Source organism: Pseudoalteromonas sp. P1-7a, from assembly GCF_001401855.1.
GTDB lineage: Bacteria > Pseudomonadota > Gammaproteobacteria > Enterobacterales > Alteromonadaceae > Pseudoalteromonas.
In genome coordinates this window covers 1-19754 of the sequence record NZ_LKDU01000044.1, presented here as the reverse complement: position 1 = coordinate 19754, position 19754 = coordinate 1, and the positions used below count along the sequence as shown (strand labels likewise).

At 39.8% G+C, this 19754-nt stretch carries 14 protein-coding genes; 7 read left to right on the top strand and 7 right to left on the bottom strand.

Features of this window, described 5'->3' with window-relative positions; all coding sequences use genetic code 11:
- Positions 1 to 335: 335 nt before the first annotated feature.
- The 3 genes from AN389_RS18335 (at position 336) to AN389_RS18325 (ending at position 2231) form a co-directional block, all read left to right on the top strand.
- The gene (locus tag AN389_RS18335; RefSeq protein ID WP_055020403.1) at positions 336 to 1079 is read left to right on the top strand and encodes a ferredoxin--NADP reductase; all 744 of its coding nucleotides are present in this window, start codon (positions 336 to 338) and stop codon (positions 1077 to 1079) included.
- A 92-nt stretch (positions 1080 to 1171) separates the two neighbouring features.
- Positions 1172 to 1897, top strand: coding sequence for a nuclear transport factor 2 family protein (locus tag AN389_RS18330; RefSeq protein WP_055016594.1), 726 nt, complete (start codon positions 1172 to 1174; stop codon positions 1895 to 1897).
- A 13-nt stretch (positions 1898 to 1910) separates the two neighbouring features.
- The gene (locus AN389_RS18325) at positions 1911 to 2231 is read left to right on the top strand and encodes a hypothetical protein (protein WP_004589283.1); all 321 of its coding nucleotides are present in this window, start codon (positions 1911 to 1913) and stop codon (positions 2229 to 2231) included.
- Between the two features lie 529 nt (positions 2232 to 2760).
- Here AN389_RS18325 and AN389_RS18320 read toward each other — a convergent pair.
- A complete protein-coding gene (locus tag AN389_RS18320; protein WP_055016595.1) occupies positions 2761 to 3639 on the bottom strand; it encodes a TPR end-of-group domain-containing protein in 879 nt (292 codons plus the stop codon).
- A gap of 647 nt (positions 3640 to 4286) precedes the next feature.
- On the opposite strand from AN389_RS18320, the gene katG reads away from it, so the two are divergent.
- On the top strand, positions 4287 to 6467 hold the full coding sequence (katG, locus tag AN389_RS18315; RefSeq protein WP_055020402.1) for a catalase/peroxidase HPI: 2181 nt from the start codon (positions 4287 to 4289) through the stop codon (positions 6465 to 6467).
- A gap of 549 nt (positions 6468 to 7016) precedes the next feature.
- On the opposite strand, the gene AN389_RS18305 is transcribed toward katG, so the two are convergent.
- The 3 genes from AN389_RS18305 to AN389_RS18295 form a co-directional block, all read right to left on the bottom strand.
- Positions 7017 to 8618 carry an ABC-F family ATPase gene (locus tag AN389_RS18305; protein ID WP_082422642.1) on the bottom strand — a complete coding sequence of 534 codons (1602 nt, stop codon included), beginning with the start codon at positions 8616 to 8618 and terminating at the stop codon, positions 7017 to 7019.
- 187 nt (positions 8619 to 8805) lie between these two features.
- Positions 8806 to 9555 (bottom strand): ABC transporter substrate-binding protein, encoded by a 750-nt coding sequence (locus AN389_RS18300; RefSeq protein WP_055016598.1) that lies wholly within the window; start codon positions 9553 to 9555, stop codon positions 8806 to 8808.
- Positions 9552 to 10289 carry an ABC transporter substrate-binding protein gene (locus AN389_RS18295; RefSeq protein WP_055020400.1) on the bottom strand — a complete coding sequence of 246 codons (738 nt, stop codon included), beginning with the start codon at positions 10287 to 10289 and terminating at the stop codon, positions 9552 to 9554. Before AN389_RS18295 ends, AN389_RS18300 begins: the two co-directional genes overlap by 4 nt.
- A gap of 282 nt (positions 10290 to 10571) precedes the next feature.
- On the opposite strand from AN389_RS18295, the gene AN389_RS18290 reads away from it, so the two are divergent.
- From AN389_RS18290 to AN389_RS18280, 3 genes are all read left to right on the top strand, one after another.
- Positions 10572 to 11171: a bifunctional 2-polyprenyl-6-hydroxyphenol methylase/3-demethylubiquinol 3-O-methyltransferase UbiG gene (locus AN389_RS18290; RefSeq protein ID WP_055020399.1), complete on the top strand. Its 600-nt coding sequence runs from the start codon at positions 10572 to 10574 to the stop codon at positions 11169 to 11171.
- Positions 11168 to 12760 (top strand): S24 family peptidase, encoded by a 1593-nt coding sequence (locus tag AN389_RS18285; RefSeq protein ID WP_055020398.1) that lies wholly within the window; start codon positions 11168 to 11170, stop codon positions 12758 to 12760. The genes AN389_RS18290 and AN389_RS18285 overlap by 4 nt, the downstream gene beginning before the upstream one ends.
- A gap of 399 nt (positions 12761 to 13159) precedes the next feature.
- Positions 13160 to 14539, top strand: a complete 1380-nt coding sequence (locus AN389_RS18280; RefSeq protein WP_146258094.1) for a hypothetical protein — start codon at positions 13160 to 13162, stop codon at positions 14537 to 14539.
- Between the two features lie 130 nt (positions 14540 to 14669).
- Here the strand turns inward: AN389_RS18280 and AN389_RS18275 are convergent, their stop codons facing one another.
- The 3 genes from AN389_RS18275 to AN389_RS18265 are packed head-to-tail and all read right to left on the bottom strand — an operon-like array spanning position 14670 to position 19157.
- The gene (locus AN389_RS18275; protein ID WP_055020396.1) at positions 14670 to 15308 is read right to left on the bottom strand and encodes a hypothetical protein; all 639 of its coding nucleotides are present in this window, start codon (positions 15306 to 15308) and stop codon (positions 14670 to 14672) included.
- Entirely contained in the window at positions 15295 to 15993 is a 699-nt protein-coding gene (locus AN389_RS18270; RefSeq protein WP_055020395.1) for a hypothetical protein, read from the bottom strand. The genes AN389_RS18275 and AN389_RS18270 overlap by 14 nt, the downstream gene beginning before the upstream one ends.
- 11 nt (positions 15994 to 16004) lie before the next feature.
- Entirely contained in the window at positions 16005 to 19157 is a 3153-nt protein-coding gene (locus AN389_RS18265) for a DUF3427 domain-containing protein (RefSeq protein ID WP_055020404.1), read from the bottom strand.
- Positions 19158 to 19754 lie beyond the last annotated feature (597 nt).

Genomic DNA, 19754 nt, shown 5'->3' with positions numbered 1-19754 from the left:
AATTTTACTTGTAGACGTTGAGCTTGCTCACGTTAGAAGCGCAGCTTCTCATGACTTTGGCAAAGGGGTTTACACAACGTAAAACGTTGTTTTTAAAACGCCAGCAATGTGCGCATTAAAAAAAAAGTAGCTGGAGTTTACCTCGCGTATTTGTATTAATTTCTTTGCGGCATAAAGCCGCTGCTACTCATCTTTTTAATAAAATCAATGTTACCCAAAGTAAAAACGTTATGTTTAAAAAGTAGTTGCTCGCAGTGTCACTCTACTTAAGTTAATGCTAGTGTATAAATTACAACCATTTATCATTTTTAAAGCGTTAAGCTATGGAGTTGACTATGTCTAACTGGGTAGATGCAACTGTAAAAAAAGTAATATGGTGGAGCGATACACTGTTTAGTTTAGTCGTAAACGCACGTGTAGAGCCATTTAAAGCAGGGCAGTTTACTAAGCTCTCGATTATGGATGGAGATAAGCGTATTGCACGGGCATATTCTTATGTAAACGCGCCTAATAACCCCGATTTAGAATTTTACCTCATTAATGTAGAAGGTGGTTTATTATCGCCTAAGCTGGCGCAATTAACACCTGGCGACACTGTATTAATAGAGCAACGCGCCACAGGCTTTTTTACCCTAGACGAAATACCACCGAGTGAGCAGTTATGGATGCTAGGCACAGGCACCGCAATAGGGCCGTTTTTATCTATTTTGCAGCAACAAGAGGTATGGCAAAAATACACGCAGATAAATTTAGTGCACGGCGTACGTTTTAATGCCGATTTAAGTTATCAAAATTTAATACATACCCTTATAAACGCACATCCTTTACAACTTAGCTATATGCCGGTAGTAAGCCGTGAAGAGCCACAGCAGGGCTTAAAAGGGCGTATTACTACAGTAATTCAAAACGGCGAGCTATTTAGGAAGGCGCGCAAAGCCCCAAGCCCAAATAATGCCCAATTTATGATTTGCGGTAACCCACAGATGGTGAAAGACACAACCGACTTACTTTTAGACAAAAATTTTAAACGAAACCGACGCAGAGACCCAGGGCACATAACGGTTGAGCAGTATTGGTAAAGTGTATAACAATCATTTAATTGCTACCCGAAAACGCTCAAATTTGTTATGTTGCAGCATTAACAGCGTTATATGTTCATATTAGGAAAGTTATGAAATCGTTATCTATTATTTTTGCCACGCTTATTGCCACAGTAGCCCTGATCAGTTACGCAGCAGATCAAACCGAAGAGAGTCAACAAGAGCAAAAAAGCACCGAGCAAGCGTCAAGCTCTACTCAAGCCAGCAGTTCGCAACCAAAAGATGAAAAGTTAAACACACTTGAGTACCAAGCCCCAAAGCTTAAAACGCCAAAAGTAGAGACAACTAAACCTGATGATTCAAAAGTACTAGGTAGCGAAACCCCTAAACCGGTAGAAAAACCAAAAACCAAAGTAGAAAAAGCAGCGGCCGTAGCCGAGGCAGAAAAAGCGGTAACCCAAGCCAAAGAAGCATTAACTGCAAAACAACAAGCTAAAGCTAAGCAGTCTCGTGAGTCGCTCGCTGTTGTAGAGCAATTAGTTGAAGCTTATAACGCACGTAACATTGAACAATTTATTCGTATGTACGATGAAGATGTAGAGTTTTATATTTTTCCTAATGAGCTATTATTTAAAGGAAAAGAAAAGCTCATAGCCCGTTACGGCTTAATGTTTAAAAAATTAAAGTGCATTAATAGCTCACCAATAAAGCGTATTGTGCACGGCGACATAGTAATAGATCACGAGCTATCAGAAACCTGTTCAACAGACGAAAACGTGGTAGATAAACGCTCTGAGTTAGTTTCGAGCTACCAAATAAAAGATGGAAAAATAATCCGCGTATTATTTTTTAGATAATAAAAGGCATACTATGCAGTTAGCAGACGACAAAAAAATTCGCTTAATGTACCGCGTTGAGCCTGGGTGTTTAGGGCCGCAAGGCGCAGATCACATAGAAGACTTTTGTCGTTATGCTAACAAGCACATTAAATCACCTTATTACGGGCAATTTTTGTTTTTACCGCGTTTTGATAAACAAAAAGATGAGCGCCAGTACAGCGTAAAAAACCGTAACTTGTCGCGAGTGCAGGCCAAAGCTTATTTAAACCACTTTGAAATTGATATAGATACCTTCGAAGAGCAACTCGACGAACTCCTCACCAAAGCCATCGATTTATACTTTAAACGCTAACGTTAACATTTTATTTGTTGAGCTTGCTCACGTTAGAAGCGAAGCTTCTCATTACTCAAATGATGTATTGCACAAAGAGAAAAAAAGAGGAGTGAAGGTTGGCGCGAAGCTTGCTCGCGCTAGATGCTAGTTACTTCTCTAAAGCGAAGCGCCTCTTCACCTCTTTGTGATTGTATTGGTTTAATATTTACGAGCTATCGCTCGTTACGCCAGCAAGCTGTGCGTCTACAGGGCAGGGCTTAGCTCCGGCGTTAATTTGACTTGTAGACGTTGAGCTTGCTCACGTTAGAAGCGAAGCTTCTCATGGCTTTGGCAAAGTGGTTTACGTTTAGGTAAAAACGTTGTTTTTAAACGAAAGCAATGTGCGTCTACAGGGTTGGGTTTAGCACCGGTGTTAATTTGACTTGTAGACGTTGAGCTTGCTCACGTTAGAAGCGAAGCTTCTCATGGCTTAGGCGTGTAGCTAACGCAATGATAAAAAACCACAACAGCTTTTATATCAACACGTTAGCATCTTGGCTATAAAACTCTAGCTACCTGCGACTATCGCATTAAAGCTGTCGTTATCGTGCAGGCTGGCAAATGCGCTTTCGTGCAATAACTCATTACGTAAGTTTGGCGAGTAATCAAGGGCCATTTTAATATCGGCCAATGCATCGGCATGTTTGTGTGTAAGTGCATACGCACATGCACGCTGCCAGTAGGCATAGCCGTAGTCGCTATCTATATCAATGGCTTGGTTACATAACTCAATGGCTTTGGCGGTTTCGTTTAGCTCTAATAATGCATCCGCTTTGTAGGCAATGGCTTCTACATCTTCCGGCTTACGTTTTAAAATTTCGTCAAATATTTCTATTTTGTTTGCAAAGTCGCTTTCTAGGTTTGCGCGCATCCATAAAGAATGCACCTCGTTAGTGACTGATATACGCTCCTGGTTACTGAGTATTTCTTCTGAGCGTACACGTAGTTTTTCTTCAAGAATTTTTAGGCGGTCTTCGTACTCGTCAGTGATCACACTTACACGCGTATTTACTATGTCTTCTACTTTGTTTTTAACATCGCGCAGCGAGTTCCAACCTACTAAAACCAAAATAGAAGCCGTAGCAGTAATAATAAAAAACACATTATTTATTGTGTCGGTGGTGTAAATAAGCGCTCTGTCGGCGGTGTCTAATTGGGCGTGGGTAACTTGTTTAGTTACATCTTCGCGTAATTGTTGTTGGTCTTGGCGAACAGCTTTTAACTCATCAAGAATATAGCGTTCTAAAAGCGGTTTATACATAGGCTCATTTAATTGTGCTAACGCTTGTTGCTGTTGCTGTTCTGTTGGGGCAGCTGACTCTTGTGCATTAACAGTATTTAAAAGCGAAAAAAAACAAATAAATAGAATAGATATATAAAAACGCATGGGTACGCCTAAGTTAATTATTAGTGACTAACCGCACTTTAACATGCAAGGCTTATTGGCACTAGGGCGTGTTGGCTTTGAACATAAAACAACATAGCAAACTCACATAACTTTAAAGCGCACTAAGTGTTAGGAAAAAAAAAGCCAGCCCAAAGTGGACTGGCAAAACTGCTTAAAACAACAATAAATTGTCGCAGGGAAATAACAGGAGTGAGTGGTCATAATAATCAAGTTAATCTGAACATTTACTTAATTATTTAAAATAGATTTCAATAAGTTATAAAGTAAAGGTGCATTGGGCTTAGTAATGCACCTTTATAAACAACTTTAATTTCATGGTGAAGGGGGGTATTCCAATGTGCGCTTAATTAAAAGCCACTTTCAAACCCTTCACATAACATTACGGGTTAACTATTTAATCCGATCACTTAAATTTCAGCGCTTAAACATTATCCAATAAACCAATGGTTTCAATCGATTTAATTCAAGTTAATACACTGGCGAATGTAATATTTGGGGTCTATATTGTTTGGGCAGTAAACAAAAATTATGCGCAAAATTAATACACCTTAGCGTGTTACTTCAAATGTAGGCGCTGGGGCTTGAGTAAAATAGTTAAACTCTTCATTTAAAGTAAGGAGCTGATAATGAGCAGCACTAAAACGGGCCAATGCCCGGTAATGCACGGTAGTAACTCAGTTATTTCTAAAGTAAACACAGATTGGTGGCCAAATACTCTAAATTTAGACATTCTTCATCAGCACGACACCAAATCAAACCCCTACGGCACAGACTTTAACTACGCCGAAGCATTCAAATCTCTCGATTTAGACGCAGTTAAAGCAGACCTAAAAGCATTTATGACCGATAGCCAAGATTGGTGGCCTGCCGATTGGGGTCATTACGGCGGCTTAATGATCCGCATGGCATGGCACTCTGCAGGTACGTATCGATTATCAGACGGCCGTGGCGGTGCAAGCACCGGTAACCAGCGTTTTTCACCGCTTAATTCGTGGCCAGATAACGCAAGCCTAGATAAAGCGCGCCGACTACTATGGCCAATTAAGAAAAAATACGGCAATAAACTTTCATGGGCCGACCTATTTATTTTGGCCGGTAATATGGCATACGAATCAATGGGCTTAAAAATTTATGGCTTTGCAGGGGGACGTGAAGACATATGGCACCCAGAAAAAGACATATACTGGGGCGCAGAAAAAGAATGGCTAGCACCAAGTGATGAGCGATACGACAACGTAGAAAAGCCCGACACAATGGAAAATCCATTAGCTGCAGTACAAATGGGCTTAATTTACGTAAACCCAGAAGGTGTAAATGGTATACCCGATCCTCTTAAAACGGCGCAGCACGTACGTGAAACCTTTGCACGTATGGCAATGAACGATGAAGAAACCGCAGCGCTTACCGTAGGTGGCCACACAGTGGGTAAAACTCACGGTAACGGTAAAGCTGAACACTTAGGCCCAGAACCCGAAGCAGCCGACGTACACGAGCAAGGCCTAGGTTGGAACAGCACTAAAGAAGGCGGCTTTGGCCGCAATACCGTAACATCGGGGCTAGAGGGCGCGTGGACAACCCACCCAACAAAATGGGACAACGGCTACTGCCACTTACTATTAAATTACGAGTGGGAACTAACTAAAAGCCCTGCAGGTGCGCACCAATGGGAGCCTGTAAATATTAAAGAAGAAGACAAACCGGTAGATGTAGAAGACCCATCAATTCGTTTAAACCCAATGATGACCGACGCCGATATGGCCATGAAGGTAGACCCAATCTACCGTAAAATTATTGAACGTTTTAACGACGACTTTGAGTATTTTTCTGACGTGTTTGCCCGCGCATGGTTTAAACTTACACACCGCGACTTAGGCCCTAAAGCGTGTTACTTAGGTAAAGATGTACCAAGCGAAGACCTAATTTGGCAAGACCCAATTCCAAGTGTTGACTACACCTTATCAGAGGATGAGATTAGCGAGCTAAAAGCACAAATTCTTGATTGCGGCGTAAGCGCAACCGATTTAATTACTACAGCCTGGGATAGCGCACGTACGTACCGTGGTTCAGACCGCCGTGGTGGTGCAAATGGCGCGCGTATTCGCTTAGCTCCGCAAAAAGATTGGCAGGGTAATGAGCCAGAGCGCCTAGCAAACGTACTTAACGCCCTTGAAAAATTTAAAGCAGGGTTAGCTAAACCTATCAGCATTGCAGATTTAATCGTATTAGGTGGCGCAGCTGCAGTAGAGCAAGCGGCAAAACAAGCTGGTGTTGATGTAACAGTACCGTTTGCGCCAGGGCGCGGCGATGCAACCGACGAAATGACCGATGCCGAATCGTTTGAACCGTTAGAGCCAGTGCACGACGGCTTTAGAAACTACCTTAAAGGTGACTTTAGCGTATCGCCAGAAGAGCTACTGTTAGAGCGTAGCCAGCTAATGGGCCTAACTGCACCAGAAATGACCGTACTGTTTGGCGGAATGCGCGTGCTAGGCACCAACTACGCAGGCAGCAAGCACGGTGTATTTACAGATAATGTAGGCACGCTTTCTACCGACTTTTTTGTAAACCTAACCGACATGGCCAATAACTGGAAACCGTCTGAGCCAGGTGTTTACAACATTGTTGAACGTAAAACAGGCACCATAAAATGGACTGCAACACGTATAGATTTAGTGTTTGGTTCAAACTCTATATTACGTGCATTAAGCGAATTTTACGCACAAGACGACAACAACGAACGTTTTGTACATGACTTTGTAAACGCATGGGTAAAAGTAATGAACGCCGACAGATTTGATCTTAAATAAATCATTTTAATAGGCATAAAAGGGGAGCAACATTGCTCCCCTTTTTTATTGTCTAAATTTTAGCTTTGAGCTTGTATTTGTTGTGCGTGCTCACTTTAGAAGGATAGCCCCTGCGTTAATTTTAATTGTAGACGTTGAGCTTGCTCACGTTAGAAGCGCAGCTTCTCATGGTTTTGGCAAAAGGATTTAACAGCAGGGCAAAAACGTTGCTTTTAAACGAAAGCAATGAGCGTCTACAGAGCAGGGTTAAGCTCCGGTGTTAATTTTACTTGTAGACGTTGAGCTTGCTCACGTTAAAAGCGTAGCTTCTCATGGCTTTAGCAAAGGGGTTTGCACAGGGCAAAAACGTTGCTTTTAAACGAAAGCAATGTGCGTCTACAGGGTTGGGCTTAGCTCTTATGGCTAAAACAATGCACACCCGCCTATTCAAACACCCACAAAAAAAGGTGCTAAACAGCACCTTTTTAAAATGGTTTAGGCTTTATTTTTAATTTTGAAACCTAAAAACTTAAACCTAAAACAGACGCGATATAAAATCGTGGCTACAACTTAAGCAATTTTTTTCTCTTCTATGCTTGCTAGGTATTCATCAAACGTACCCTGAAAATCAATAACTTGTTTATCTTTAATATCAATAATACGGGTCGCTAATGACGATACAAACTCGCGATCGTGGCTTACAAAAATAAGCGTGCCTTTAAAGTCTTTTAATGCATTATTAAGCGCTTCAATGGCTTCCATATCCATGTGGTTGGTTGGCTCGTCCATTACCAGTACGTTTACGTCTTGCATCATTAACTTACCAAATAACAAACGGTTTTTTTCACCACCTGAGCAGTTACGCGCTTTTTTGTTTGCATCGTCGGCGGTAAACAATAAACGCCCTAACATGCCGCGCACCATTAAATCGTTGTGCTTGGCTGTGCGCCACTGCGACATCCAATCGAATAACGTTAAATCGTTATCAAAATCTTTTGTGCTGTCTTGCGGGCAGTAACCAAAGGTCGCATTTTCTGACCATTTAATCTCGCCTTCATTGCATTTTAGCTCGTTTACCAAACAGCGTAAAAAAGTGGTTTTACCCACACCGTTTTCGCCAATAATGGCAAGTTTAGCGCCGGCTTCTAATAAAAAGTCGCCGCCGCTAAATAAGGTTTCGCCATCAAAACCGTGGCCAAGCTTGGTGACTTCAAGCGCTTGGCGATACATTTTTTTACCCTCGTCAAAGCTCAGTGACGGGCTCATACGGCTTGACGCTTTAACGTCGTCTAGCTTTATTTTTTCCATTTTTTTAGCGCGCGAACTGGCTTGCTTAGCCTTTGAGGCGTTTGCGCCAAAGCGGTTAACAAAGTCTTGTAGCTCATCAATTTCAGCACTCTTTTTAGCGTTTTCGGCTAATAACTGCTCACGCTGTAAGCTAGACGCTTCTAAAAACTTTTCGTAATTACCTGGGTAAATTCGCAGCTCGCCGTAGTCAATATCGGCCATGTGAGTACATACCGAATTTAAAAAATGGCGGTCATGCGAAATAATAATCATGGTGCATTTACGTTTATTAAGCTCATTAGCAAGCCACGTAATAGTATGAATATCCAAGTTATTGGTTGGCTCATCGAGTAGCAGTATGTCTGGGTTTGCAAATAGCGCCTGCGCTAAAAGCACACGTAGTTTCCAACCTGGGGCAACGTTTGCCATTAACCCATAATGAAACTCTTTATCTATACCCGCTTCTATTAGTATTTCTTCAGCGCGGCTTTCGGCTGTGTAACCGTCCATTTCGGCAAAAACGCTTTCAAGGTCGGCCACCTTCATGCCGTCTTCTTCGCTCATTTCGGGTAATGAATAAATACGGTCGCGCTCTTGCTTTACTTTCCAAAGCTCTACGTCGCCCATAATTACGGCATCTACAACGCTGTATTGCTCAAAAGCAAATTGGTCTTGGCTTAAGTTACCTACTTTAAGCCCCGGCGTAATCGACACATTACCCGCACTTGGCACAAGCGCACCGCTTAAAATTTTCATGAAGGTCGACTTACCACAGCCGTTAGCGCCAATTAAACCGTAACGGTTACCGTTACCAAATTTAGCTGAAATGTTTTCAAACAACGGCTCTGCGCCAAACTGCATCGTAATATTTGCGGTGGAGATCAAAAAGTTAGTCCTAGAATGAGTACTGACAGGGGCCAACTGCAGCAAAACGCCACAAACAAGACCAAGCAATAGGGTAAATTAGCTGGCGAATTATACAGATCCCCCCACGGTAATGAAAGGTAAAAGATACACACCTAAAAGGGCTGAAAGTTAAGTTATAAATAAACAGTAAGGGGAAAGCCACAGTTTAATAGAGGTTATAAATGCGCTTAATAGCCGCCTTGTTATTTTTAATAAGGCGATTAATTACAGCAACCTCGTTAAGCGTTATTGTTTTTTTGCTCATTATAAAATGCACATTATTTACGTGAACAGGCGCTACTTGCTCAACCGGCAATATACCAGCGTAATTTTTAGTAAAGTAAGCGGCCACTAACGAATCATCCACTACAAAATCTACCCGCTTTTTATTAAGTAAAGCAAAGCGTTTATCGGCCTCGGAGGTAAGCACTATTTGCTCACTATACTTTTCACTTAATGCTTTAAATGCCTGCCCTAAATAGCTACCGCCATTAATACCCGTTGTTAAGCCTTTTTTAAAAAGCTGCTCTAAGGAGCTAATGTTTGCCGAGTCTGTGTGTTGATACAACATCATAGCTTCTTCGCGGTAAGGCAAACTAAAGTGAGCGTACACCTCACGTTCGCGGGTTTTGCTCGCCGCAAACATTAAATCTATACGGCCATGTTTTAACTCTTCTAAGGCACGTTGCGAGTTAGGTAATAAGGTAAAATTTATACAAAAGGGAGAGTCTTTAAAAATGGTTTTAATTACCTCTATTTCAGAACCCGTTAAAGCATTATTTTTTAGTACAACATACGGCGGCCAATAGCGCTCGTTAGTGCCTACGTTAATTGTTTTATCACACGCCACCGCACTGGCACAAAACAGCCCTAAACAGGCTACCCATATTACTAAATATATACGCAATCTACTCATTCAAATAACGCCTTAAGCGCCGCGTTCTTTTTTAAAATATGCGCGTTAATAATGTTAACCTCATCAAGCGTTACTGTTTTTTTGCTCAGCATTAAGTGTATTTGATCTTTATTTATAGCGGGTATAGTAGGGGCCGCAATTAAATTTTTACCCCGCTTACTTAAATAATTGCCTACTAGCTCGTCTTCTATTGCGTAATCTATACGTTGTTTATTAAGCATTTCAAAGCGCTTACTGGTTGCACTAGTGTACTCAATTTGTTTTTTATGGCTGTGTTTATACTGCTCAAACTCTTCGCCATAATAGCTACCAAAATTAGCGCCAATGGTTAAACCTTGGTCAAAAATTTCGGCTAAATTTTTAGCTTTATGTAAATTGTTTATATTTTCGTATAAACGCATAACCTCGGTGCGGTACGGCTTTGTAAAATGAACGTGTTTAGCGCGCTCATTGGTATAGCTGGCCGCCCAGCCTATGTCTATTCGGCCATAGCGCAGCTCGGTAAAAGCCCGTTTAGAATTAGGCAACAGTTTTACTTCAAAGCAAAAAGGCGAGTCTTTAAAAATAATATTTAATGCTTCTACCTCTTTACCCTGAAACTGCCCATTAATACCCATAACATAAGGCGGCCAAAAAGCATCATGCGAGGCAACCGTTAGTGTTTTTTCGCAGGCAAACACACCCCAAGAAGCACTAAACAATACACACATTAATAAGGTTATTAATTTATTCATTAAAACTCTAAGGTACGTTTTTAATCGTTATTTAAACAGTATAACCCAGCAAAACAATATAATAATGAATGAGACGTTAAAGTTGTAAAAAAATGTATCTAAAACCAAAGAGTTTACGGTTGAGGGGGGATGATTAGTGCAAAATTCAATACAAACAGCGTATTAAGCTAAAAAAACCTACTTATAAGTTCTTTAATTTATTGGCCTGTTCCTGTAGATTAAACAAAGATGAATACAGCATTAACGTTGCAAACGTACAAAAGCCAAGGAGCGGTATAAGCAGTGCCCAATACCACACTAAATTATTATAACCAACATGCACAAACTTTTAACGACTCAACACTTAATGTTGATATGTCGGCGCTTTACCGTGAGTTTTTACCGTATGTTGCACAAAACGGCCATGTGCTAGATGCTGGTTGTGGCTCAGCACGTGATGCCGCCTATTTTAAAAGCCAAGGTTTTAGTGTGTCGGCCTTTGATGCAAGCCCCGCACTTGCAAAGTTAGCCAGTAATTACTTACAACAACCAGTAGCGGTTAAAAAATTTCAACAACTTGAGTGTATAAATAAATACGATGGCATTTGGTGCTGTGCGAGTTTATTGCATGTACCAAAAGTAGAGTTACCACAGGTGTTTTTAAACCTACAAAGTGCGCTTAAACCTAATGGCGTTTTGTATGTATCGTTTAAATACGGCACGCAAGAACGCGAACATAATGGCCGTAAATTTACCGATTTAACCGAGCAGTTATTGAGTGACCTAATCAATCAGCACACACAACTTCGCATAATCAAGCACTGGCAAAGTGTTGATCAGCGCCCAGAGCGCGAAAGCGAAGTGTGGCTCAATGCCTTAATAAAGGCTGTTCCCACTTTATGATTGGCGCAATGCAGCAGCAACTCGACTTTATTGCTTATATTCAGCGCATGCTAGTTGAGGGCGAATTCACCGCAACTTATAAATATGCACTATTACATGCTATTGCTGATATTTGCGTAGAACAGCAAAGTGAAGATCAGAGTGCTCCAATGGAAATAAAAATCGACACGTTAATCGATAAATTTATCCAACTTTATTGGAACCACTCAATGCCTTACGCTGCGCACTCTACAGATATTATTACTAATGCCGAAGACATGCTGTTAAAGCAAAATAGCCAAGGCCAGGCAAAGTTCATCACCGAAATTTTTAAACTACAAAATATAGGTGTGAAAAGTTACAACGCATTCAAAAACTACCAACAATATAGCCAAGTAATAAGCTCTCTTAGGCGAACATTTATTGATGGCCCTCTTTGGCGCTTACAGTTACTTTCGGGAAAAGAAGAATGTTTTTTATATCCCCATATACTTTTAGGTAAAGGTAGAGAGCCTAAACGTATTGTTTTAAATGCTGGTATAGCTCAGTGTTTTAGGCGTTTTTACGATTTAGTTGTGCATCTTAGTGTTACTGAATGGGTAGAGAAGGTACAAACTATAAAAGCAAATCAAACGCTATTAGGCTCGCAAAGCCAGCTACAAGAGTTTTTGTTTGGCAGTAATAGAGCTGCGTTAAAAGTCGTAGCTCCACTATTGATAGATATTCAAGACGGGCTTTGTTTTTACTGCCAAAAGCCAATGAATCTAAAAAATGAAAAAGAAACTAAAAAAACGCCAGAGATCGATCACTTTATTCCTTTTAAGCGCTATCCAAACGACTTAGCACATAACTTTGTTGCTGCGCATGCTGATTGTAATAACAATAAGCGAGACCACCTCGCAGCTTTTGCTCACCGCGACCGCTGGCTAGAACAAAACCTTGATATTCATAAAGCCGAAATAACTAATAAACTGCAACCTTACTTTTATTGCGATGCAGATAAATCGCTTGCAGTAAGCAATTGGGCGTATCAAGTAGCTGAATCAAGCAGTGCTAAATTATGGCTTGGCAAAAACAGTTTTGAAGAAGCAAAGCCGAAAGCTGAGGTGTTTAAATTTTCAAAAGTTGTAAATAAATCAGAGCAAACAAATTTGGCGGCGGAGCCGAAGGCTAATCTTAAAACCATCATTAACGCATTGAAGTTACGTTACTTCCCCAATATTAAAATTGCCTGTGGGCATTTTAAAACTGGCGATAGCAGCGATGTTGAATATTTAGACGCGCCACTTGGCGCAGGCAAGCTTGACCCTAACGTGCATTTTTTAGCACGCGCATCGGGTAACTCTATGAACGGTGGTAAACACCCAATACTTGATGGTGATTTACTGCTACTTGAACTTATAACCTCTGATAGAGCCGGCTCGCTACGCGGTCAAATAGTCGCGATAGAGCGAGACGATATAAGCGGAGACGGGCAGTATTTACTGCGCAAAGTTAATAAATTACCAAATGGGGAATACGAGCTAATCGCTCAAAACCCAGATTACGAAGTAATAATTGCAGATGAAAGCATGCGAACATTCGCACGCTTTAAACAAGTGGTTTCGTAGTCGCGATTTTATATCGTGCTATAACGTGTAGACGCGCAGCTTGCTGGCGTTAAAAGCGAAGCTTTTTGGATAGCTATTTTGCGTGAGATCTTTAGGGATTTAATAACCTCTATTCGAGGTTTTATCGCGTTGGCAATGGCAACCAAAGGGTGAATACCGCCGTCCACCCTTTGGAATCCCACGGCGCACCCGAGGATCACACTTTATCTTCAACTTACGTTAATGATGTGAACGTAACCAGCGTAGATAGGCCATCCATGGCCAAGCTACGCTTTGTACAGCATCCATGCTGTAAATTACTCATCATTACGATCGTTTCAGGTGTGATCACGGGGAATTGGAGTGTATGGGTATATTGGTGTTTATAATCCGAAAATCTTAATTGTATGGAGTAACAGAATGTCTCATAGGATAAATAATAATGTTGGTTATAAACCTATCTTCCCAATGTCAAATGGCCAAGATGATACATTCTGTCATTACTGTGGTCGCAAAGCTTCTTTAATAATACGTTTAGAGTGGGATCATGTACCGGCATTGAATGTTAAGATACCTTCAGAACAAAGGGACTTGTATTCAAAAACTTTAGTTAGAAGCTGCCAAGAATGCAATGGCTTAGCAAGTGATATTCCCCATTTAGATTATTTAGAACGTCACTTTTGGTTAAAAGCGGCTTATCTTAGAAGGTACAAAAGGTTGTTACTATCTGTTGGCCCTAAAGATATTGATACTAAAAATATGACTGGTTATTTAAAAGCCGCAGTAGAAAATTATGATTTTATGTATAAAGATATTTTGATGGCAATAGGCTTTGGCATCAAAAATATTGATTATATTGAGTCACCTATTTTAAAACTTAAAAATATTAATGGGAAAGTTCTTGAAGATGTTTTATTGGGATTTCTTTATGGTGAGCCATTTGCTGATGAAGAAGATGAAAGTGTTATTGATGAGGTTGAAGAAGATATTGACCATTGTTCATTTCCTAGCTTTATTGAATTTTTATTAAGCTATAAAGAAAACGGAATAGAATTAATCAATCAATTGCAATACGAAAATTGGATTAATGAAAATAACTATTTTTTTAAAATAAATGAACTCCCTAAAAAACCTGCTAAAAACTACCAAATAAGTTGGGAAAATATCTGCCAAATAGTTGAAATTGTAATATCACATACAAAAAGGAAACATAAAATAACAGATTACTTCATAGATGATCTTAAAAATGAATACGCATCTAACGTAGACTCAGAGTATTGTAGCTTTGAGCAATTCGTCGAAGTTATTGCATCAGAACAGATTAATTTTGAAAGTGAATATGACTACTTGAGGTGGTTAAAAGTAAACTTTAGGAGAGCTAAGCGTTTGCTATTACCTAATGAGCCGGCTATATTTTATAGTAAATCTTGGGATAAAATATACCTAGAAATAATCAAGGTAAAAGACTTAATCAATGACTTAGAAGACTCCTTTGATGATGAACTAATAATTGAGTTTAAAAATAAAACAGTAGAAGAAAAATCTCGAACATATACGCAGACTCCTAAAAAAGTAAGTTTAGCTAAGGCTAATAATCATGAAATTGACTTATTTAAAAAAGAGCTTAAAGATAATTTCAAAATTATCGAATCTAGGGCCTCAAAACAAGGTACGTTTTGGTATAAATCATTTTCATATGATATTAAAAAAATTGCTGAGAATGATTACATTTTCAGCGTGTACTCTATGAGATATGATTATCAAGGGTTCATAGCCAAAGTATTAAATCTTTTGGCATAACTAAGATTAGTTTAATTACAATTTAGAATCATAAGGGTAATCTTGACTTCATACATTAAAGTCTTTGAATGTATGAAAATAGCATTCACCAGCTTTAACTATAGAGGGGATGCAGTTAATAGCTTTGAATTCATATATCTTCCAAAGATATGCTTAGGCAAACACCTAACCATTTCCAGCCATTTTGTTCAGTAAACACTTCTATAGAAACAAAACTTTTAAAAAGAACATTACCGTTTATGGCTGCTGGATCAAACCATTCCCCTCTCTCATTATTAGCGACATAGTGCGTACCCCCGCAATCATGCTGTATTGCATAAATTACTATATTATTAAAAGCGGTACTTACTCGCTCATTTAAAAAGGAGCTTACAGTTATTTTTTGCTTAAGTAGCCCAATTTCAGCAGGATAAACTTCTTTTAGGTTTTCAAAGGCTGATTTATCTTTAAAAAATAGCCTTACATTTAAACTGCATTTTTCTAGTACATAAACCATGGCGGCTAAAGAGTTAAGGCCATTATTTTCAATATATTTAGATGGTTCATCAGTATTTAGTATTCCTGTAATTAGGTATATATGATCTGCAAAAGCCTTTAAGCTTATATTCCGCGGAATACTGATTTTCTTACCAAAGAAGCTATTAATTTGAAGAGGCAGAACCGATGGAAAAAGATCAAAAGCATCTAAAGTTGCCGCAACGCAGTATGCACCGCATACATTGCTATCTGTAAGCTGAACTAATTTAGGGAACGGCTTAATTTTTATCATTATAAAGTTTCTTTTTTCGAAAGTTTGATCTATCTCTTGACTCTCTAATTTTGCTAGCTTCCTTTAAATTGAAGAGCAAAAAGTCAAACCTCAATAGCACACTAGATGCTATGAGTGCTCCTATATATATTCCCAAAATAAATGATAAAGCAATAATATGAAATAGCTCTAATGTATTATCACTATCAAAAAACTTTATTGCTGAAAAATATACAGCTATGCCTAATGGAATAATGCTCAGCTTTTCAATTGTTCCAACGAGTAAACCTAACCTCTTACTTATCCGGATAATATCATATTCAATTCTATTTATCGCAAACTCTATCTTTCTTAAATTGAAGCAAGATAGTTTTAAAACTAAAGTATTTTGAGCTTCTATAGAGTTTAAAATAGGATCGAATATTTCAGAACTTGGGTTTTTGCCTGTTTTTATTAATGAAAATAATTGCTGGAGTGTACATGCTATAAAAAACACTCCAGAAAAAAGTATTATTGATCCTGACATAAAACTGAAAGTATTAAACGAATCCATATCATTTAGAATGAAAATAGTGGTAATAATTAATACTGTAAATAGTAATGATATTAGAAATACTTCTTTCCATGAAAGTAGGCTGTTATAAAGCTCTTTGTAATTATTCGTTTTATTTAATTCATCATTTAGTACATTAAAAATATCTTTCATTTTTTCCTCAATTAACCAACCGCCAATTTCCCCGCCTCATGCCACATTTCACTTGGCATGGGGTTGGTTAATTCCCACGTTATATTCATCGGCTGGCTGCCGTTATGGCTTTGGTATTTAACCTCGCCGTAGTTTACAAACCCCATAGTTCGGCCGTTTTCGTCTTTGCCTTGTTCGCGCACAAACAACAATATGGTTTTGCCTGTTTGTTGGTGTTGAATGTAACTAAGGCCTCGGCCGTGTTCTGGGCGGGCGCTGTTTTGCGTTTGCCAGTGGAACAGGGTAGGGCTGATTGCGTAGTCGTGATACAGCGTTGTGGGGGAGTAGGTTTTTTCACACTTATTAAGCGTTACAAATAACAGCTCTAGGTTTTGGTTTTTAAATTCTAAAACGCCTTCTCGAGCGGTCGATTTTTTATCAAATGAGTGTGCGCCAAAAGCTGCAAGTATTTGTTGTCGCGTGTAGCGGCTATGTAATTTTATTGCATGATTAGGTAGGCACGCTAAATCACTTTCTTGCTGGTGAATACGGTTTATTAATAGCGTAATTACTTGAGCAAGTTCGTGCTGAAGCTCTTTGTGTTTAAGTGCTTGTAAGCTTTGTTCGAGCGTTTTAAAGCCTAAACTTGTGCCAGTGGTATCCCAAAAGTTGTAATGCGCTATAAGCGCGTACTGTTGATTTTGTGGTGTTGGGGTAAAGCTAAAGTCGTTATCACATAAATCACGTAAAAAGCATAGGTAACTGAGCGAGTCGCAGCTGAGTAATTGAGTGTTTATAGCGCGGTAATACGCGACATAAATATCAGCTTGCTGTGCGGGTATTTCATCGCCTTTTAACCAGTGCCAGCCGCCGAGTTTTTTATCTTTTGGTTTGTATACATCTTCAAGCGTGACTTGTGGGTTTATACGCAAAAAGTTACTAAGCGTAAGCGCGTCATTAGTATGTTGCGAATAGCTATTTATCAGCTGTTGCAAACGGCGCTTGGTGTTTATGGCTTGCTGAATATTTTTTAATATTGTTTGTTGAGTGCGTTTTTGTAGCTCTATACGGCAACCCAGCGGCAAATGTGGGAAGTTGTTTTCAATCTCGGTTTTTATTGGTTGGTTACTTTTACCAATAAGTGCGCGGAATTTACTGGCAAAGTCGTATTCTGGGCGAGCGTTGCCTACAAAGTCGAGCACGGTACAACATTGCTTTTGGCTGTTATCAGGTAAACGTAAACCACGGCCGAGTTGCTGTAAAAACAGCGTTAGGCTTTCGGTTGGGCGTAAAAATAACAGGGTATCGACTTCTGGAATATCGACACCTTCGTTAAAAATATCAACCACGCAAAGTATTTGTATTTCGCCTTGGCGCAGTGTTTGTTGTTTGGCCGCGCGCTCATTGGTGTTTTTACTGGTCAGCACATCGGCGTTTATGCCTGCTAAGTTGAATTTAGAAGCCATAAACTCCGCGTGTTTTTGGCTTACACAAAATGCCAACGCTTTAATGTTGTGAACATTGGTTACGATATCAGCCAAGCTCGATATAATTTTGTTAGCGCGGCTGTTCTCCCCTGTATAAAGGTTACTTAATTCGCTTATATCGTAACGGCCGCCGCGCCATGTTATTTGACTTAGGTCGGTACCGTCATCTAATCCAAAGTATTGAAATGGACATAAATGGCGTTGATTTATTGCCTCTGGCAATCGAATTTCGGCGGCTATTACACCGCAAAAATCATCGAGTATATTTGCGCCATCTTGTCGCTCTGGTGTAGCAGTTAAGCCAAGTAATATTGTGGGTGTAAAGTGGTTTAATGTAGCGCGGTAACTTGCAGCGCTTACGTGATGTACTTCATCAATTACTATGAAATCGTAGTAATCGCAGGTTAAATTGAGCGATTCAATTTGGCTATTCAGTGTTTGGATTGACGCAAATAATTGGTTGTAACGTTGTGGTTTGTAGTTACCTACCCACAGCTCACCAAAGTCGTTATTTTTAAGCACGCCGCGATAAGCGCTTTGCGCTTGTTTTAGTATTTCTTCTCGGTGGGCTACAAACAAAAAGTGTGCGTTTGGATTTTTATCGTAAACGGTTTTAAAGTCGAACGCCGATATGATGGTTTTACCTGTGCCCGTTGCTGCAACTACTAAGTTTTTAAAGCGATTATGCACGCTGCGTTCTACGCTTAGCTTTTCTAAAATAGCGAGTTGGTGAGTTTTTGGTGTTATATCAAAATAAAACTGACTGCTTGATTGCCCAACACCGCGTTGCTCGTTAAGTGAATTTATGAGCTTTTCTTTACATTCAGCTTTGCCAGTAAACAGCTCGAAATCTGGCGACTGCCAATAGGTTTCAAAGGTACTTTTGGTTTTAGCTATGATGTGCGGAATTTCTTGCGCGGTAATTTTTAAGTTCCACTCAAGGCCGCTGGTAAGCGCCGAGTGCGATAAATTAGATGAGCCAATATAGCCGGTATGAAAACCTGTATTGCGCATAAACAAGTACGACTTTGCGTGTAGGCGTTCTTGCTGGTTGTTGTAGCTTAGCTTTACCTCGGTATTTGGTAGGCTTGCTAAAAACTCAACGGCTTTAGCATCGGTTGCGCCCATGTACGAGGTGGTAATTACTTTGAGTTTATTGCCGTTTTTGGTAAAGGCTTCAAGCTCATTTTTAAAAATGCGCAAACCAGTCCATTTTATAAATGAGACAAGCCAGTAAATAGTGTCGGACGATTTTATCTCGCGCTTTAGCTCGGTTTCGAGCGATATACCTGCATTAGCACCGCTAAATAACTCGCTTTGTGTAAGCCCTGTGAGTGGGAATATATCGCTTGAGTAATCTTTAAGGTTGGCTGCAATTGGGTTTTGGGTATTAAACAGCGCGGTAAGTATTCGGCCTTGGCTGTCGATAAGATTTTCGTTAATTAGCTCATCATCGCGAATATGATCTTTAAGCCAAAGTACAAGGCTGTTTGCGAGGTTGATTTGTTCTTGCAAACGCTCGTTAGAGTTAGGAATAGCATCGATTGCATGCGTTACAAGTTTACTTAAAAAGCGTGAAAGCCATGTTGCGGCTTCGGCCGTTTCAAGCTGGCGCTCCCCCACATAAAATTGTTCACGATTTAAGTTTTGCTCAATTACTTGTGTAATTAACTGCTCGTAAATACCAATTTGCTGCATTAAAACTACTCCCTGTTTGCGAGTAGTTAGTTTACTTAAAAGTGCATTGTAAACAAGCATTAACTCATTATTGAATTGAAGGCTGATGCTTAGGCCACTCCCCCGTGATCACATCCGAAATTGAATTAATGATGAGTAATAGCAGCGCATGGCGGAATTTTGTTCCCGACAAATTCCAAGTACCTAAATCCCTTTAGGCAATGCGCGTTAAGTGATGCTTACACACGGACGTGTTTCATCGCGTTTACGTTCATATCATTAATTTAAATTGAGGATATAGTGTGATCCTCGGGGCGCCGAGAGATTCCAAAGAGAAGTCGGCGTCTACTTCTCCTTGGTTGCCATCGCCAACGCGATATAAGTAAATACAATTAAAAAGCTCCGTTTTTCGCGCGAGCAAGCTGTACGCCTACGTCGAGTTTTAACAGAACACTTTGATATAACCTGTAGACGCGCAACTTGTTGGCGTTATAAAAGCAGGGCTTTTATGGTGTTAATTTATTAAGTAATGAGAAGCTACGCTTCTAACGTGAGCAAGCTCGACGTCTACAGGTGTTTTGGTGAAATTTGTTGAATAGATTGTACGGAGTTTGAATT

What these genes read in the sequence shown, in the direction of transcription:
- AN389_RS18320 (WP_055016595.1), bottom strand. Translation starts at nt 3,639, where the DNA reads ATGCGTTTTTATATATCTATTCTATTTATTTGTTTTTTTTCGCTTTTA.
- AN389_RS18330 (WP_055016594.1), top strand. Translation starts at nt 1,172, where the DNA reads ATGAAATCGTTATCTATTATTTTTGCCACGCTTATTGCCACAGTAGCC.
- AN389_RS18275 (WP_055020396.1), bottom strand. Translation starts at nt 15,308, where the DNA reads ATGATAAAAATTAAGCCGTTCCCTAAATTAGTTCAGCTTACAGATAGC.
- AN389_RS18270 (WP_055020395.1), bottom strand. Translation starts at nt 15,993, where the DNA reads ATGAAAGATATTTTTAATGTACTAAATGATGAATTAAATAAAACGAAT.
- AN389_RS18335 (WP_055020403.1), top strand. Translation starts at nt 336, where the DNA reads ATGTCTAACTGGGTAGATGCAACTGTAAAAAAAGTAATATGGTGGAGC.
- AN389_RS18295 (WP_055020400.1), bottom strand. Translation starts at nt 10,289, where the DNA reads ATGAATAAATTAATAACCTTATTAATGTGTGTATTGTTTAGTGCTTCT.
- AN389_RS18280 (WP_146258094.1), top strand. Translation starts at nt 13,160, where the DNA reads ATGTCTCATAGGATAAATAATAATGTTGGTTATAAACCTATCTTCCCA.
- AN389_RS18285 (WP_055020398.1), top strand. Translation starts at nt 11,168, where the DNA reads ATGATTGGCGCAATGCAGCAGCAACTCGACTTTATTGCTTATATTCAG.
- AN389_RS18300 (WP_055016598.1), bottom strand. Translation starts at nt 9,555, where the DNA reads ATGAGTAGATTGCGTATATATTTAGTAATATGGGTAGCCTGTTTAGGG.
- AN389_RS18325 (WP_004589283.1), top strand. Translation starts at nt 1,911, where the DNA reads ATGCAGTTAGCAGACGACAAAAAAATTCGCTTAATGTACCGCGTTGAG.
- katG (WP_055020402.1), top strand. Translation starts at nt 4,287, where the DNA reads ATGAGCAGCACTAAAACGGGCCAATGCCCGGTAATGCACGGTAGTAAC.
- AN389_RS18265 (WP_055020404.1), bottom strand. Translation starts at nt 19,157, where the DNA reads ATGCAGCAAATTGGTATTTACGAGCAGTTAATTACACAAGTAATTGAG.